This window comes from Galbibacter sp. BG1 (assembly GCF_013391805.1).
In the GTDB taxonomy this organism is placed as follows: domain Bacteria; phylum Bacteroidota; class Bacteroidia; order Flavobacteriales; family Flavobacteriaceae; genus Galbibacter.
This window is the reverse complement of sequence record NZ_CP058364.1, coordinates 910,959-926,415: the sequence shown is the minus strand read 5'-3', so window position 1 is coordinate 926,415 and position 15,457 is coordinate 910,959. Positions and strand designations below refer to the sequence as shown.

The following is a 15,457-nucleotide window of genomic DNA, read 5'->3' as shown; positions in this document are numbered from 1 at the left end:
AACGTAAATCTAATACATATGAATATTTTAATGTTTGGAGTTACAAAAGAAATTGTCGGTACCGATTCTTTATATGTGGCGGCTACGGAAAAAGTAAAAAATGTAGCGGATTTAAAAACCTACCTAAAAGGGAAGTATCCTGAACTCGACAAACTTTCTTCTTTGGCCATTGCGGTTAATAGCAAATACGCTAAAGACGATGATAGAATTACCATAGATGATGAAATCGCTTTGATCCCACCAGTAAGCGGCGGTTGATTTTGTAATTATTTTACAATTTTATTCGTTTTGTAGAAATTTAGGGATTCTAAAAGGGTTTTCTTATTATTGAAAGGAATAAGAACGTATGTTAATAGATAACCATCATAGAGTTATAAACTATTTGAGGCTAGCGGTAACAGATCGTTGCAATCTACGCTGTAATTACTGCATGCCGGAAGAAGGTATAAATTTTGCCAAACGGGACGATCTTTTTACCATGGAAGAGCTCTGTAAACTCGCTACCATAATGGTTTCTCAAGGGATTGATAAAATCCGTTTGACTGGTGGAGAGCCATTCGTGCGAAAAGATCTAATGGTATTGTTTAGGCATTTGGCCTCTTTGGAGGGTCTTAAAGACATTTCCGTTACTACAAATGCTACTTTAATCGGCCCATATATTGAAGAGCTTAAAGCGTTGGGCATTAAAAACATTAACGTTAGTCTAGACGCCATCAATAAAGAAGTTTTTGAGCGTATCACTAGAAGGAATCAATACGAAATAGTCCATGAAAATTTAATAAAACTCATTTCTGAAGGATTTAATGTGCGTATCAATTGTATTGCCTTGAATCAACAGAATATAGAGGAGATAGTTCCTTTGGTCGAACTTACTAAGTACTACCCAGTTTCGGTTCGGTTTTTAGAAGAAATGCCATTTAACGGAGGTTCGAAAACCTTCAACCATATTACATGGGATTATAAAACCATATTCAATCACATTCAAGAAAATTTTGAAGGTATTGAAAAACTGGAATCAGAAAAAACATCAACCTCCATTAATTATAAAATAGCGGGTCACCAAGGAACTTTTGGACTTATTCCTTCTTTTTCCAGGACGTTTTGCGGAAGTTGTAACCGACTCCGGATTTCGGCAACGGGAGATGTTATAACCTGTTTGTATGGAAAACCTAGAATGAACCTAAGGGAGGTATTAAGAACTGAGAATTCCGATAGTAAAATACAGGAATATATCTTGGCGGCTATTGGGAGTAGATCGAAAACTGGTTTTGAAGAGCAACAAAAATACAAAGGGGTTTTTAACAATTCCATGACCTCCATTGGCGGATAAACGCTAGGTATAAGTACGTTTTTTGTAAAAAGTTTAAAATTTATTTCGAAACAAGTTAGAAGTGGCAGAATCCGAACAATTAATAGTTGCGTAAAGTGAATAACTCGAATTCCAGATAATCCAAAATTACCAACAACAAAATGAACAAATTATCACATATAAACGAACAAGGTGAAGCCACTATGGTCGATGTTTCCGATAAAAAGGTAACGGCAAGAACAGCAACCGCCAGCGGCGAAGTTTTTTTCCCGAAGGAAGTATTTGAAACACTAAGGAGCAATCAATTTTCGAATAAAAAAGGGAGTATTATACAAACCGCAGTTATTGCAGGAATCCAGGCGGTAAAAAAAACTGCCGATTTAATTCCGCTTTGTCATCAATTGGCGCTTTCTAAGGTTCATATCGATATTCAGCCTAAAGAAAATACACTAAAAATATATTGTACCGTAAAGTGTACAGAACGCACAGGTGTCGAGATGGAAGCTTTAACGGGGGTTTCTATAAGTGCCCTCACCATTTACGATATGTGTAAAGCGCTTTCGCACGACATAAAAATCGCTAACATTCAATTAGAGCAAAAATCTGGAGGTAAAAGTGACTTCAATAGGTAAGTTGAACGGCTTGGTGTTAGCTGGTGGGCAGAGTAGAAGAATGAGGCACGATAAAGGACTCATAAATTACCATGGACTTCCGCAAAGAACATATTTATACCAATTACTCCAAGGAGTTTGCGACGAAGTTTTTATCAGTATTAGACAAGATCAAAAAAAAGAATTTCAGCAGGACAAAAATGTGATAGTAGACGAAAATGTCTACCAAGGACCATTTAATGGTATTTTGAGTGCATATAATTTCGATAAAGAAGCATCTTGGTTAGTGCTGGCGACCGATTTACCGCTTTTAAACCAAACAGCTCTATTGTTTTTAAAATCACAACGGGATCCTGCAAAATTAGTAACTGCCTTTGCTTCCAAAAAAAACAATCTCCCCGAACCCCTTTGTGCTATTTGGGAGCCAAAAGGATGTAGGGCAGCTATGGATTTTATTGCGGAAGAAAAATCTTTATCCCCTGTTAAATTTTTGTTGAATAATAAGATCAAAATTGTGAATCCTCTACAAGATGACGTACTTTTAAATGCAAATTCTGAAGAAGATCGTTTAAAAGCACTACAAAAGCTTAATAAAATTGAATAATAGCAGATACATACGGCAAACCGTTTTAAAGAGTTTTGGTACGGAAGCACAACAAAAACTTAAAAACGCCAAAGTTTTGGTAGTAGGTGCTGGCGGACTTGGAGTTCCTATTTTGCAATATTTAAATGCGATGGGCATCGGTACTTTGGGAATTGTAGAGAACGATACTGTAGACATTTCCAATTTGCAAAGACAGGTAATGTATGCTGAAGGCGACGTAGGAAAATCCAAGTTGGATGTGATTTCTGAAAAATTACAGCAGCAAAACTCCGAAACCAAAATTACTGGATTTGCTACTTTTCTAAACAGGGAGAATGCTCTAGAGATTATTAAAAAATACGATATTGTAATCGATGCTACCGATAATTTCCCGGCTCGCTACCTTATTAACGATGCGTGCGTAATTTTAAACAAACCTTTTGTTTATGGAGCTTTACACGAGTTTGAGGGGCAGGTGAGCGTATTTAATTATAAAAATGGCCCCACTTATCGATGTTTGTTTCCAACCATGCCCGGCAGTGACGAAATGCCTAATTGCAATGAAAATGGTGTGTTGGGCGTAGTGCCAGGAATTATTGGGAATTTACAGGCTTTAGAAGCGGTAAAAGTAATCACAGGGATTGGGAAGCCATTAGCAGGAAGACTCTTGTTGTTCGATGGATTACAGCAACAATACCAACAAATTAGATTTCAGTTGGAACCTGAAAATTTGAAGCGAACAGTATTGGAAGCTTCTTATGAAGCGATTTCCTGTAAGGTGCCACATTTGATTTCCGCAGACGCTTTTATTTCCAGCTTGGATAGCAGAGAGACGCTACAAATTATTGATGTTAGGACCCCCGATGAATTTGAGACTTTTCATTTTGAAAAATCAAAAAATATTCCGCTTCAAGAACTGGCCCAGCGATGGGGGGAAATTAATAGTTCTCAACCTGTGTATTTGGTTTGTCAGTCGGGAATAAGAAGCCGTAAAGCATACAACTTTTTACAAAAAGAAATGGATACTCCTATTTATGAGTTGGAAGGGGGCATAAATAATTACCAGCACTATGCAGTTAACAGTTGAGTCACTTTTAATTTTATCACTCTGTTTTTTTGTTATCGCCGTGCTTTATTCTTCGGTTGGTTTTGGCGGAGGGAGTAGTTATTTGGCGTTATTAACGCTTTTTTTTGCTAGTTTTTTTGTAATTCGCTCTTTGGCCTTGGTCTGTAATTTAGTTGTGGTGTCGGGTAGTACATACCTCTACTATAAAAAGGGACATTTCGACTTTAAAAAGTTTATACCTTTTGTGGCTACCAGTATACCGCTTGCATTCTTGGGAGCATCTTTTAGGCTAAAGGAATATGCTTTTTTTATTGTGTTGGGAGCTGCATTAATGACCTCGGCCTTATTGTTGGGTACGCAAAGCATCCGGGAAAAGAAATTGAAAACGAGGTTAACGGCAAAAAAGTATCCTGTTTGGGTTACCTATTTTATGGGTGGAGCCATAGGGTTTTTGTCCGGATTAGTTGGGATAGGCGGAGGTATTTTCTTGGCACCGATCCTAAATCATATGCGATGGGACTTTTCCATTAAAATTGCCGCATTGGCGAGCTTTTTTATTTTGGTGAATTCCATATCGGGAATAGCGGGTTTGCTTTCCAACGGAATGTTTGTTTTTCCATGGAAAGAAGGATTAATTTTATTAGTTGCCGTATTTTTAGGAGGACAAATAGGGATTAGGATAAGCTTAAACAAACTAAGCGGAAGAGGAATAAAGTTGTTAACGGCAATTCTAGTATTTATTGTAGGGCTTAGGGTTGTGCTCAACAATGGTTTGGGAATTATAAATTTTTAAACCAAAAGGGTTATAGAATAGTTAATTTCCTCACCGATCGTAAGTATAAACTACCTAAAAGAAAAATAATTGAGTTGTTTACAACTTATAATTTTAAAAGGCATGATTTCATTTGAAGAGGCATATAGAAAAGTAATGGAAAATACGTTTTCTTTTAAAGAAGAGAGCGTCTTTTTTACCAACAGTACGGGAAGAATTTTAGCGGAAGATATTTATGCTGATAGAAACTTTCCTCCCTTTCATCGTGCCACTAAAGATGGTATTGCCCTTCAGTTTAAAAAATCGAAAGATTCACGGAAATTTAAAATTGAAGGAGTCGTTGCAGCCGGAAATCCAAAGACAGCCCTTGAAAATGGTGAAAACTGTTTAGAAATAATGACGGGTGCGGTGTTACCAGAAAATACAGATACGGTGGTAATGTATGAAGAGGTGACTATTGAAAATGGTTTTGCAACACCTAACCAGCCAATTACCAAGGGACAGAACATCCATAGGGAAGGGAGCGATATTGGTAAAGGAGCTGTAATTATTGAAAAAAACAAGAAAATAACGGCTGCTGAAATTGGTGTGTTGGCTGCTGTGGGCAAAGTAGAAGTGAAAGTTAAAAAACTTCCGGAAGTCACACTAATCTCCACAGGAAATGAATTGGTACCGGTGCATGAACAACCAGAACCACATCAAATAAGAAATTCCAACATGCTTTCGCTACATGCATTGTTGCAAGAAGAGTGTATTCAAGCACATCATTTACATCTCAACGACGATAAAAATGAAATAAAAAATACTCTGGCCGAGTTGCTGGAAACCAATGATGTTTTAATGCTTAGCGGAGGTGTGTCTAAAGGAAAATACGATTTTATTCCAGATGCTTTGGAAGAATTGGAAGTAGAGAAAGTTTTTCACCGTGTTATACAACGTCCAGGAAAACCTTTTTGGTTTGGTGTCCATAGGGCATCAAATACAGCCATTTTTTCTTTTCCTGGAAATCCGGTTTCTACATTTGCCAATTATCATATCTATTTTAAAGATTGGCTGCATAAATCATGGAATTTAAATCCAACTAAAAACGAGGTTGTTTTGGGCGAAAAGGTATCCAATCCTTCCACTTTGACGTTATTTCTAGGCGTTAGATTAGAAAATAACAATGGGCAAACTATCGCATTTCGAAGCAAAGAAAATGGATCTGGAGACTTAACGAGTTTGGTGCATACCGATGGTTTTATTAGGGTAGCTCCCAATCAAGAGTTTTATTCAGAAGGGACTTTTGTTCCTTTTGTAGCAACGAGATAGTGTAGTATGACTCACGAATTCAAAAAAATAATAGAAAGCTGCGTAAAGGCTAAAACCAAAAACCTAAAATCGGTTTTGGCTACGGTGGTGGCGCTAGAAGGATCTTCCTACCGCCGTCCGGGCGTTCGAATGCTTATTCGTGAAGATGGAAAAATGACGGGAGCTGTGAGTGGTGGTTGTGTGGAAAAAGAAATTCTTCGCCAAAGTACTTCAGTTTTTAAAACAGGAATCCCCAAAATAATGACCTACGACGGTCGCTATCGTCTGGGGTGTGAAGGTATTTTATACATCTTGTTGGAACCTTTTATGGTAGATCAAAATTTTGTAAATCTTTTTAATGATGTACTGTTAAACAGACAGCATTTTTCAATTATCTCCTATTTTAGAAAAAACGCTGGGGCGGATAAAGGTTTTGGTTCGGTCTTACAATTGGCAAACGGAACTACCTCGTCTTTTTCCGGTAAGGATAAAACAAATGTTTTTACGGAAGAGTTGGAGAAATTCAGTCAAAATTTAAAACCGTATTTAAAACTCATAGTCATAGGTGCCGAGCACGATAGTGTTCAATTGGCTGCTTTGGCAAGTTTAAATGGCTGGGAGGTAGTAATTGTTGCGCCAGAAGATGATGCCAGAAGTTTGGCTAACTTTCCCGGAGCTACGAAGATAGAAAATACTACCCCAGCAAATTTTAATTACAAAACTATTGATAGAGAAACAGCGGTGTTGCTTATGACCCATAGTTTTAATAAAGACCTACAATTTTTAATCCAGATGAGAAATTTGGATTTAAGATATCTGGGAATCTTAGGGCCCGTAAGACGTAGGGAACAGCTTTTTCAAAAAATAATTGAAGAATTCCCAGAAACCGATCCGCTTTTTTTTGAAAATATTCACGCACCGGCGGGAATAAATATCGGTGCAGAGACCCCTCAAGAAATAGCCGTTTCTGTAATCGCAGAAATATTGGCGGTTTTTAGGGAGCAAGATGTTTTCATGCTAAAAGAAAGAAGGGGAAAGATACATTCCGATAATTAAATAACAATATATTTTACTGTTGGCATTGGTGATAAAACTTAGGAAATGAAAAATATAGCCATTATAATTCTTGCTGCTGGAGCTTCCAAAAGAATGAAGGAGCCTAAACAATTATTGCCTTGGGGAAACACCACTTTATTACAATACATTGTATCCACGGCAAATGCGGTGCAAGATGCTCACGTTTATACGGTTTTGGGGGCCAATAGGGATTTAATTGAAAAGTCAATTAAAATAGAAGCAGAGGTTCTAACTAATAATAACTGGGAACAAGGGATGGGGAGTTCTATTGCTTTTGGCGTGGATGCAATTCAGGAAAAGAATTACCGTGGTGTTTTGGTAATGCTTGCAGACCAACCTTTTGTTACCTCGGCGTATTTAAACGAGCTTGTGAAAAATTTCAGTAAAGGAAAAGAAAACATCATTGCATCTAGATTTCATGGGAATGTTGGCGTACCGGCAATTTTTTCAAGAGAGTATTTCGAAGATCTAAAAAAATTAAATCGTGATAATGGAGCCAAAGACATCATTAAAAATCATTTTCAAGATGTGAAGACAATGCAGGCAGACGATCTAGTCATCGATATTGATACCATTAAGACGTATCGCAAAATTTACAATCAGCAGTTTGGAAATGAAAATTGATGGTTTAAAAAACAGGTTATTTATATAAAATACAAATCTCTTATCTTTGAGGCCAATTAAATGTTAGAGCGTTGAAAAACACCTTTTTTATAATACAATTATCGCTAGTTATTTTGTTTGTTTCTTGTGGGAATGAAGAGAAAAAGCAGGAAGCCGAAAATGCCGAAGAAAACATAGAGCAAGTTTATAAACCCTTGCCAGAAATAACAACTATCAGTCAAGAGAAACTAGCTGAAATAAATAAGTGGAACAAGTTTAAGGAGTTGAGTGTTTTAATGGAAAGGTTTCAACAGCAGCAACAAGGCGATCTCACTTATTTTGCTGAAGAATTTAACCGTTTGGAAACAGAAATTGAAAAAGACACTTTGTTTCCTCCTAAATTTGATATTCCTGCAGTAAAAAGTAGAATCGTCGTGTTTAAAACATTTTCCTCGCAATTTCAAACCCGATTGGAAGAGAATGCCCCACTGGATTCTATAAACAAGTCTCGTGAAGAGGTTCTTAATGCCTATAATGCCATCCGCAAGCAAATGTCTGAATCTTTAAAAAGTAAGCTCTACGAAGATTTTATAAAAGACAAAAAATAAAGACGGTCTTTTTGCTTAAACAAAACTCTTAAAGATTAGTTAATTAGTTGGTGCTCACCGATTAATATTAACAATTTATTTTAAATTGCGGTAATTCATAACAAAAATTAATCGAACATGAAATTTACTTTAAATCAGCCTGTTATATACGGGCTTGCTTCAGTTCTATTCATTACTTCTTGTAAGACTGAAGAGAAGAAGGAAGTTGCCGAGGTGAAGGAAACGCCTGGTATCAACCTTCAATATATGGACACCACTGTGAGTCCGAAAAACGATTTTTTCAGATATGTTAACGGAAAATGGTTGGATGAAACCGAAATCCCAGACGATAAAACAACTTGGGGGAGTTTTAACGAGTTAAGGGAGAATACCGATGATGATGCACTGGCTATTTTAAATGAAGCGAAAGACGATCCAAATTTAGATCCAAAATCAGATCAAGCTAAAGCGGTAAACCTGTACGTGTCTATTATGGATACAGTTTCTAGAAACGAGCAGGGAGTAGCACCATTGAAGCCATATTTGGCAAAAATAGATGCTCTTAAAAATGTAAACGATTTACAGGCTTATATTACTGAAATGACTCCGTATACCGGACCTACATTTTTTAGGTTTGGGGTAGGCTCTGATGCCAAAGACAGTAATAAAAACGCGGCGAGCTTAGGTGCTGGCCAGTTAGGATTACCAGATAGGGATTATTATATAGAAGAAGATGAAGAATCTCAAAAGATTCGTGATAAATACGTTGCGCATATTACCAAAATGTTGCAGTATGTGGGGTATAGCGAAGAGGAAGCTTCTTCTCAAGCTAAAGATATCTTAGCATTGGAGACAAAGTTGGCGGAAAAAATGTTGGATAAAGTAGAAAGAAGAGATCCTAAAACTACGTACAACCCTACTGCAATTTCCGATTTACAGAAAATGGTTCCTTCCTTAGATTGGAAAGCCTATTTGAAAGATATTGGTGCTGAAAGTGTAGACACTATAGACATAAGCCAGGTAGCTTATACAAAATCTTTAGAGAACATTTTCAGTTCTGGAAATGTAGAAGATTGGAAAGCGTATTTACGTTGGTCTTTGGTAAACGATGCTGCTAGCAATTTATCTTTACAAATGGACCGTTCTAATTGGGAGTTCTACAGTAAAGAACTTCGTGGAGCTAAAGAGCAGGAGCCTTTAGAGAAAAGAGCTTTACAAACCATTAATTGGTCTATGGGAGAAGCTTTAGGAAAGCTTTATGTAGATCAAAAGTTTCCACCGGAAGCCAAAGCAACAGCGAAAGAGATGATAGCAAATATCATAAAAGCGTATGAAGTACGTATCAACGCTTTGCCATGGATGGATGAAGAAACGAAGAAAAAAGCTATTGAAAAGCTTACCAAAACTACTATAAAAGTAGGTTACCCAGACGAGTGGAAAGACTATTCTTCCGTAGAAATAAAAACGGCAGAAAATGGAGGGTCTTACTTCCAGAATACCCTGAACGTCTCTAAATGGGACTTTGCGGAAACAGTGGATAAATTAGGAAAACCGGTAGATAAGTCTGAATGGTTTATGGCACCCCAAATAGTAAATGCCTACTACAATCCTTCTTATAACGAGATTGTATTTCCTGCTGCTATTCTTCAGCCACCATTTTTTAACTTCAAAGCAGATGCTGCTGTGAATTATGGTGGTATGGGATCTGTAATCGGACATGAAATTTCGCATGGATTTGACGATAGTGGAGCAGATTACGATGCAGATGGTAACTTAGTAAATTGGTGGACAGAAAAAGATCTAACCCAGTTCAATGCCTTAGGAGATTCTTTGGCGAGTCAATATAGCAGAATAGAAGTGTTGCCCGAGGTATTTATCAATGGGAAATTTACACTCGGGGAAAACATAGGTGACCTTGGTGGGGTTAATGCTGCTTACGATGGTTTACAAATGCACTTAAAGGAGCATGGAGATCCTGGTTTAATTGATGGATTTACACCAGAACAACGTTTCTTTATGTCTTGGGCTACGGTTTGGAGAACAAAAATGAGAGACGAGGCGCTTAAGAACAGAATTAAAACAGATCCGCATTCGCCTGGAATGTACAGAGCAACGCAACCATTGCTTAATATCGATGCTTTTTACCAAGCTTTTGATATTAAAGAGGGAGATTCTATGTATTTAGAACCAGAAGAGCGTATTAAAATCTGGTAATAAGTTATTTGTATTTTTACAATACCAAAAAGCCCGGAAGATCTCGATCTTCCGGGCTTTTTTAATTTTCTGAGTTGCTTAAATTTAATAAAGCTTATTCTTTTTCAGTTGAAGCTTTTGGTTTTTCTTGAAGATTAAGTTCTTTTTGGTTTAATAGAAGTTCCCTAATCTGTTTTGCCAACTTAAAATTTGGCGCCATTACTATGGCTTCATCAATCAGTTTAATTGCTTGGTCTACGTTGTCTTTATTTTCATTGTACTTGAGCAATCCTTCTTGGTACTTAAATGCCGCCTTTAAAGGTACTTGGTAAGGCGGATTAGCTTCATAGAAAGGAAGCATATCTTCGTCCTTGGCATTTTCCAAACCGTATTTAATATAAGTTTGTGCCTCCACGGTTTTTCCAATTTGTAGATTTAGATCTACCAAGTCGTAAGCAATATAAATGTCTGGTTTTCTTCCGAACATGATATCAAATTGCTGAACTGCTAGTTGTGGCTGATTTAAAGCCTTTAAAGACCTCGCTTTTACTTCTACGGCAAGGTTAGAAGCTTTAGTATCTTTTTCGGTGCCCAATAAATTAATGGCTTGTACGTGTTGCCCGGCATTACTATAAAAATAAGCCAGTGTATCTGTGCGGGCTTCATTAGGCTCTAAGACATTTAAATGTGTTAAGGCGTTTATAACCCCTCTTACGTCCCCCTGTTTTTTCATTTGCAGATAAAAAGCCTGGTAATGTTTGGAAAGCTCTTTATTAGTTTGGCTCATACTTGCAAAAGAGACCAAAAGCATAAAGTATAGTGTAATTTTCTTCATTGTAGCTTTATTTTTAGCGTTTTCTATCAATCTACGCTAGGTTAAATAATCTTCTTGCCAAATCTATTAAAATATTTCAATAAAAATATAAAAGAAAGGAGATAAGCAAAAAAAAGGAGAATTGCCCTTTTGAGTTGAACAATTCTCCTTTAATAAACTAATCTAAACTAACTTAAAAACCTAACCTAACTTTATTTTTACTGTTTCCTTTATTTAGAAACTGACTTTCTTTGTTTTACATTATAAAAGTACATATTACTTTGAAGTTAATTAGCAGTTTTAAAAGTGTTTAACCAATATTTAACGAAGGCTAAATAGTTTTGTTAAGGTTTTTAACGAGCTTTATAATCCAGTTTGGGATGGATGAATTTATAGCCTAAATAACGATCTAAATTAATGGAATTAACTGTTTTTCCTTTGTCCCCATTACTCTTCTCGTATTGAGGTGGCGTTATTCCTAGTTTTAAGGCCTGCTCGGTGTAATAATTTTCTTTTGTAGGGTGATAGGGGGCCGCAGCATTAAAAGTTTTCCCCCATATTTCTTGAGTGATAATATTGTTAATAATTTCAATACAATCATCCAAATGGATAAGGTTTACCGGAGCCTCTGGATTGGTAAGGTTTTTTCGGCCCGATAGCATATTTACCGGGTGACGGTCTTCTCCATACAGACCACCAAATCGAATGATGGTAGTTTCAAAATCGGCATTGTTTCTTAGAATCTCTTCCGAAGCTAGCACTTGTTTCCCGCTTTCAGTATCGGGATTTGTTGGGGTTTGCTCGGTTACCTCCCCATCTTTATTGGAGTAAACGGAAGTACTGCTTACAAAAACTACCTTTTTTACGTTACAATCCACAATTTTTCTGGTCAGGGTTTTAATTTTGCCCACGTAGTTAGCGTTGGAGTTGCTCCTAATTCTCGGCGGAATATTTACAACCAAAACATCGATATCTTGCAAGAAGTAACTTATATTTCCTTCTATGTGCTTTTGGTGCACAGCCAGTAAAAACGGATTTATTTTATGCTGTGCGATGTTCATTATCTTATCCACGGAAGTAGTAGCTCCGTTAACCTGGTAACCTTTTTTAACAAAAGATTTGGCCAACGGAAATCCCAACCAGCCACAACCGAGAACTGCAATTTTTTTTGGCATTATAATTTTAAGGTTTTTTTAATCAAAATAGCATCGTTTAAAACAAAAGGCATGGGAATGGCATTTTTTGGCCTGGGAGGAATACTAAATAACGGGTTGCTCAACAAATCGTTGGAAGCTTCATAAAAAGTAAGTGTTAGCTTTTCATTAGCGTCAAACACTAAATTTAACTCAGAATAATCATTATTACTAATGTAATGTGTTAAAAGTCTGTTGCCACGCTTTTTTAGAAACTCTTTAGAAAAAGAAACCCCGTTTAAACTACAGCTATTTATTGTTGTGTTGTTGGGATGAACTTCAAGCCGATTCACCATGCGCTGGGGAGTTACACATATTTTAACGTATCGTTTTCCATTGGCAACGCTATCGTTTTCAATAGTTATTTTAGGCTCCGCTATCTTTTTCAGGGGTGCAGGGGCCACTTCTGTGAATTTAGTTCCGTATTTGCTGCTAAATTCAATGCTTTCTTCCGAAGTTGCGTTTTCTAGATATTGAGAAACCCAAGAATCCAATTCTTTGTTATAGGTAGCCCATTGGGCTTTATTGGTATCTGCATCTAAAACGTACAGCAAACTGGTGGGGTGCGGTCTTTCAAAAGTAAAATTAGATTGAAAATGTGCAGAGATAAAAAACAATACTGCTATTAAAAACCCGAGGGAGGCATAGGCTTTTTTATTGTTGTAAAAGCCGAAAACAGGCAGTAAGAGTCCGAATAGAAGAACGCTTAATACGCAGGAAGCTATCAAGATTTTCAATCCTAATCCCACAGGGAACATTTGTATTAGCGGGGTCAATATCCATAGGGCAGGCACACTTAAAAAAATGAGGAATAAGAGCGGCGTTTTTTTATTAGTTTTTAAACTTATAAGAATGTACAAGGAGGCGAGTGCTCCAAATACCGGGATAATAAAAAAGCTAGCGCCTTTTAAATAGAAAGCGATTGCTGTGCAGATGAGCATCCAAAAAAATATGGGGGCTACCAATAAATTGGCGGCGTTTATTTTGCTGAATTTTGAATAGATATAAAAAGAAATAGCAAAACTTAAAGCTGAAAAAGCAGCAATATAAAAATGGCCGTTATAGGTAAAACCATGCAGGATATCTTGATAGCCAGGATATATTTTTAAAAGTGTTTTCCAACTGAAATAACCAATGACTCCGGCGATAATTAATGCCAAAACAAAAGCTAAAAAGCCTTTTAAGATTCCTGAAATTGATAATTTGCTGTTTTTTAAACCTATAAAAACTAGCACTATAAAAATTAAGGTAGCGATTAGTAGCATTGGAAAGATCCAAGCAAAGGGATAATACACAAAATTGAATATAGGGATGTCGAAATAAATATAATCGGTGTCAGATTTTAAAGTGGTTAAATTGTAATTACCATAAAAATCAAGTAATGGCAACAGGTAGGAGATTTGGTGCTGCAGAGTGTTACTGTTTACATTTTCAAAGCTGTCGTTTACTGTATGGTAATCAAAATGATCGTCTATGAAAGCAAAATTGAAACCATCGATGTTGGCACTCTCCCTAAAAACAGTAAGATCGGTATCGTTGGGCAACATTTTGTAAATACTGTAGGCCAAAGAATTTGCCACCGGAAACTGTGGGTGTGCTTTTTTGAACGACTGGATTAGGTTTTTGTTTCCGCCATTGGTTTCTATAAGCATATAGCTAGGGCCGCCGCTTCCCCTCGCCTCAAAATTTAATATGAGCCCTATTTCCTTGGCAAGGGGATGTTCGTCTACAAAGAGCTGCGCACCGTTGAGGCCAAGTTCTTCACCGTCTGTAAATAAAATGATAACATCGTTTTTTGGTTTTTTGCCTTCCTTAAGCAAAGATTGAATACCTTCTAAAATTACGGCGACACCAACACCATCGTCGCTCGCACCGAGTGAAGAATGCGGATTGCTGTCGTAATGAGACATTAGTACCAAGGCCTTATCTTCTTGGGTGCCTTCAATTTTGGCAATTATGTTTTGGGCGTAGCTTACATTTCCCCAATCTCCCGTAGTATATCCTTTTTGTATTTCAGGCTGAAGCCCCATTTCTTTCAGTTCAGAAATAATGTATTGTTTTACTTCTTCATGAGCTTCAGACCCTACAAAATGTGGTTTTTCTGCTATTTTTTTTATGTGTTCTAGGGTTCTTTCCGTAGAAAAGTTTTCTGGGGCATATTCCATTTGTGGCATGAGATCGTAAAAGCGCCACACCACTAATAATACTATAATTAAAAAGGAAAGGATAGATGAATATTTCTTCACAGCGTTTGTTTAGATACTTAGTTTAAAAGTACTATAATATAATAAGAACTCAAGCTTTTTACAAGAAGCTTTAAAATTCACAAAACCTATAAAATTTAACTATAAGATTACGAATTATTTATATTATTTGATCAATATTAATTATATTTATAATTCACACCAATCTAAAAATGACGATATATGGGAATTAAGAGTTTTCAAGGAGCAAGGGAAGAGCAAAAGAAGGAGTATCACGCTCCTATTTTGGTTGAGGATTATATGACTAAAAACTTAGTGCTTTTTAGTCCGACACAATCTATTTTGGAGGTGATGGAGCTTTTTATTAAACACAGAATTTCCGGGGGCCCCGTTTGTGACGGCGATGGCCATTTGGTTGGAATTATTTCTGAAGCCGATTGTATGAAGCAAATTTCTGAGAGTAGGTATTTTAATATGCCCATTTTAGAAAAGAATGTGGAAAATTTCATGACAACTGAAGTGGAAACCATCCCGCATGATATGAGTATTTTTGATGCTGCTTCACGTTTTTATAAAGGACATAGGAGACGTTTGCCGGTAATGAATCACGGGAAGTTGGTAGGACAAATAAGCCGAAAGGATATTGTGGTGGCAGCTTTAAAGCTTGTAAGTCAGAATTACAAGGCTTAATATTTCTTTAAGCAAGCTTGTAGGGTTTGTAGTGATACTCAAGAGAGAAATTATATAATTGTAAACAACAGTCATTTCTATTTTACCGTTCCCGTCTCACCAACATATAATAGTCGTTGTCCAATGGCAAATAACCCAAATCATACAAAAAGTAATAGGTGGTGCCTTTTTTTGTGGTGTAGGTATTGGTAAAATATTCAAAGTCAAAACCTTTATCCAACAGTCGGGTTTTGGTGGTTTTTGTTTTATCCTTCGGATTGAGTTCTTCTAAAATTCTATAATTCTTTCGAAGTCGGTTATTAATGTTTCTAATTAGGTTTTTGCTGTCTTTATTTAGTTGATTATTGTAGGCATTTCTACAATAATCACCACAAAATTTCTTATCGGCACGCCCAATAAGTCTTTCGTTGCATTCGAGACACGTTTTTTCCATAAAGCATCTTTAGAAGAGTAATTCCTCTAAAG

General features: G+C 36.7%; 16 protein-coding genes. 12 read left to right on the top strand and 4 right to left on the bottom strand.

Features of this window, described 5'->3' with window-relative positions; genetic code table 11:
- Window positions 1-18: 18 nt before the first annotated feature.
- The 11 genes from HX109_RS04065 (at window position 19) to HX109_RS04015 (ending at window position 10,112) form a co-directional block, all read left to right on the top strand.
- Window positions 19-258 (top strand): MoaD/ThiS family protein, encoded by a 240-nt coding sequence (locus tag HX109_RS04065; RefSeq protein WP_178949928.1) that lies wholly within the window; start codon window positions 19-21, stop codon window positions 256-258.
- 88 nt (window positions 259-346) lie between these two features.
- On the top strand, window positions 347-1,330 hold the full coding sequence (gene moaA / locus HX109_RS04060; protein ID WP_178949927.1) for a GTP 3',8-cyclase MoaA: 984 nt from the start codon (window positions 347-349) through the stop codon (window positions 1,328-1,330).
- Window positions 1,331-1,470: 140 nt separating this feature from the next.
- Window positions 1,471-1,941: a cyclic pyranopterin monophosphate synthase MoaC gene (moaC, locus tag HX109_RS04055; protein WP_178949926.1), complete on the top strand. Its 471-nt coding sequence runs from the start codon at window positions 1,471-1,473 to the stop codon at window positions 1,939-1,941.
- Window positions 1,925-2,524 carry an NTP transferase domain-containing protein gene (locus tag HX109_RS04050; RefSeq protein WP_178949925.1) on the top strand — a complete coding sequence of 200 codons (600 nt, stop codon included), beginning with the start codon at window positions 1,925-1,927 and terminating at the stop codon, window positions 2,522-2,524. Before moaC ends, HX109_RS04050 begins: the two co-directional genes overlap by 17 nt.
- Window positions 2,517-3,590: a HesA/MoeB/ThiF family protein gene (gene moeB, locus HX109_RS04045; RefSeq protein WP_178949924.1), complete on the top strand. Its 1,074-nt coding sequence runs from the start codon at window positions 2,517-2,519 to the stop codon at window positions 3,588-3,590. The genes HX109_RS04050 and moeB overlap by 8 nt, the downstream gene beginning before the upstream one ends.
- The gene (locus tag HX109_RS04040) at window positions 3,574-4,362 is read left to right on the top strand and encodes a sulfite exporter TauE/SafE family protein (protein WP_178949923.1); all 789 of its coding nucleotides are present in this window, start codon (window positions 3,574-3,576) and stop codon (window positions 4,360-4,362) included. The genes moeB and HX109_RS04040 overlap by 17 nt, the downstream gene beginning before the upstream one ends.
- Before the next feature lie 102 nt (window positions 4,363-4,464).
- Window positions 4,465-5,652, top strand: a complete 1,188-nt coding sequence (locus HX109_RS04035) for a molybdopterin molybdotransferase MoeA (RefSeq protein WP_178949922.1) — start codon at window positions 4,465-4,467, stop codon at window positions 5,650-5,652.
- Window positions 5,653-5,658: 6 nt separating this feature from the next.
- Entirely contained in the window at window positions 5,659-6,687 is a 1,029-nt protein-coding gene (locus HX109_RS04030; protein ID WP_178949921.1) for an XdhC family protein, read from the top strand.
- 45 nt (window positions 6,688-6,732) lie between these two features.
- Window positions 6,733-7,332, top strand: coding sequence for an NTP transferase domain-containing protein (locus HX109_RS04025; RefSeq protein ID WP_178949920.1), 600 nt, complete (start codon window positions 6,733-6,735; stop codon window positions 7,330-7,332).
- 71 nt (window positions 7,333-7,403) lie between these two features.
- The gene (locus HX109_RS04020) at window positions 7,404-7,919 is read left to right on the top strand and encodes a hypothetical protein (protein WP_178949919.1); all 516 of its coding nucleotides are present in this window, start codon (window positions 7,404-7,406) and stop codon (window positions 7,917-7,919) included.
- 117 nt (window positions 7,920-8,036) lie between these two features.
- Entirely contained in the window at window positions 8,037-10,112 is a 2,076-nt protein-coding gene (locus HX109_RS04015; protein WP_178949918.1) for a M13 family metallopeptidase, read from the top strand.
- A 94-nt stretch (window positions 10,113-10,206) separates the two neighbouring features.
- Here HX109_RS04015 and HX109_RS04010 read toward each other — a convergent pair whose 3' ends face one another.
- From HX109_RS04010 to HX109_RS04000, 3 genes are all read right to left on the bottom strand, one after another.
- Entirely contained in the window at window positions 10,207-10,926 is a 720-nt protein-coding gene (locus HX109_RS04010; protein ID WP_255462760.1) for a hypothetical protein, read from the bottom strand.
- A 332-nt stretch (window positions 10,927-11,258) separates the two neighbouring features.
- On the bottom strand, window positions 11,259-12,080 hold the full coding sequence (locus HX109_RS04005; RefSeq protein ID WP_178949917.1) for an SDR family oxidoreductase: 822 nt from the start codon (window positions 12,078-12,080) through the stop codon (window positions 11,259-11,261).
- Window positions 12,080-14,344, bottom strand: a complete 2,265-nt coding sequence (locus tag HX109_RS04000) for a M20/M25/M40 family metallo-hydrolase (RefSeq protein ID WP_178949916.1) — start codon at window positions 14,342-14,344, stop codon at window positions 12,080-12,082. The genes HX109_RS04005 and HX109_RS04000 overlap by 1 nt, the downstream gene beginning before the upstream one ends.
- A gap of 180 nt (window positions 14,345-14,524) precedes the next feature.
- Here HX109_RS04000 and HX109_RS03995 point away from each other — a divergent pair, with 180 nt between their 5' ends.
- A complete protein-coding gene (locus tag HX109_RS03995; RefSeq protein WP_178949915.1) occupies window positions 14,525-14,992 on the top strand; it encodes a CBS domain-containing protein in 468 nt (155 codons plus the stop codon).
- A gap of 82 nt (window positions 14,993-15,074) precedes the next feature.
- On the opposite strand, the gene HX109_RS03990 is transcribed toward HX109_RS03995, so the two are convergent.
- Window positions 15,075-15,425, bottom strand: coding sequence for a hypothetical protein (locus HX109_RS03990; protein WP_178949914.1), 351 nt, complete (start codon window positions 15,423-15,425; stop codon window positions 15,075-15,077).
- Window positions 15,426-15,457: the final 32 nt, after the last annotated feature.

Excerpts from the sequence above, each read along its gene's own strand:
- HX109_RS04065 (WP_178949928.1), top strand. The coding sequence starts at position 19 with ATGAATATTTTAATGTTTGGAGTTACAAAAGAAATTGTCGGTACCGAT.
- moaA (WP_178949927.1), top strand. The coding sequence starts at position 347 with ATGTTAATAGATAACCATCATAGAGTTATAAACTATTTGAGGCTAGCG.
- moaC (WP_178949926.1), top strand. The coding sequence starts at position 1,471 with ATGAACAAATTATCACATATAAACGAACAAGGTGAAGCCACTATGGTC.
- HX109_RS04040 (WP_178949923.1), top strand. The coding sequence starts at position 3,574 with ATGCAGTTAACAGTTGAGTCACTTTTAATTTTATCACTCTGTTTTTTT.
- HX109_RS04035 (WP_178949922.1), top strand. The coding sequence starts at position 4,465 with ATGATTTCATTTGAAGAGGCATATAGAAAAGTAATGGAAAATACGTTT.
- HX109_RS04030 (WP_178949921.1), top strand. The coding sequence starts at position 5,659 with ATGACTCACGAATTCAAAAAAATAATAGAAAGCTGCGTAAAGGCTAAA.
- HX109_RS04025 (WP_178949920.1), top strand. The coding sequence starts at position 6,733 with ATGAAAAATATAGCCATTATAATTCTTGCTGCTGGAGCTTCCAAAAGA.
- HX109_RS04015 (WP_178949918.1), top strand. The coding sequence starts at position 8,037 with ATGAAATTTACTTTAAATCAGCCTGTTATATACGGGCTTGCTTCAGTT.
- HX109_RS04010 (WP_255462760.1), bottom strand. The coding sequence starts at position 10,926 with ATGAAGAAAATTACACTATACTTTATGCTTTTGGTCTCTTTTGCAAGT.
- HX109_RS04005 (WP_178949917.1), bottom strand. The coding sequence starts at position 12,080 with ATGCCAAAAAAAATTGCAGTTCTCGGTTGTGGCTGGTTGGGATTTCCG.
- HX109_RS03995 (WP_178949915.1), top strand. The coding sequence starts at position 14,525 with ATGGGAATTAAGAGTTTTCAAGGAGCAAGGGAAGAGCAAAAGAAGGAG.
- HX109_RS03990 (WP_178949914.1), bottom strand. The coding sequence starts at position 15,425 with ATGGAAAAAACGTGTCTCGAATGCAACGAAAGACTTATTGGGCGTGCC.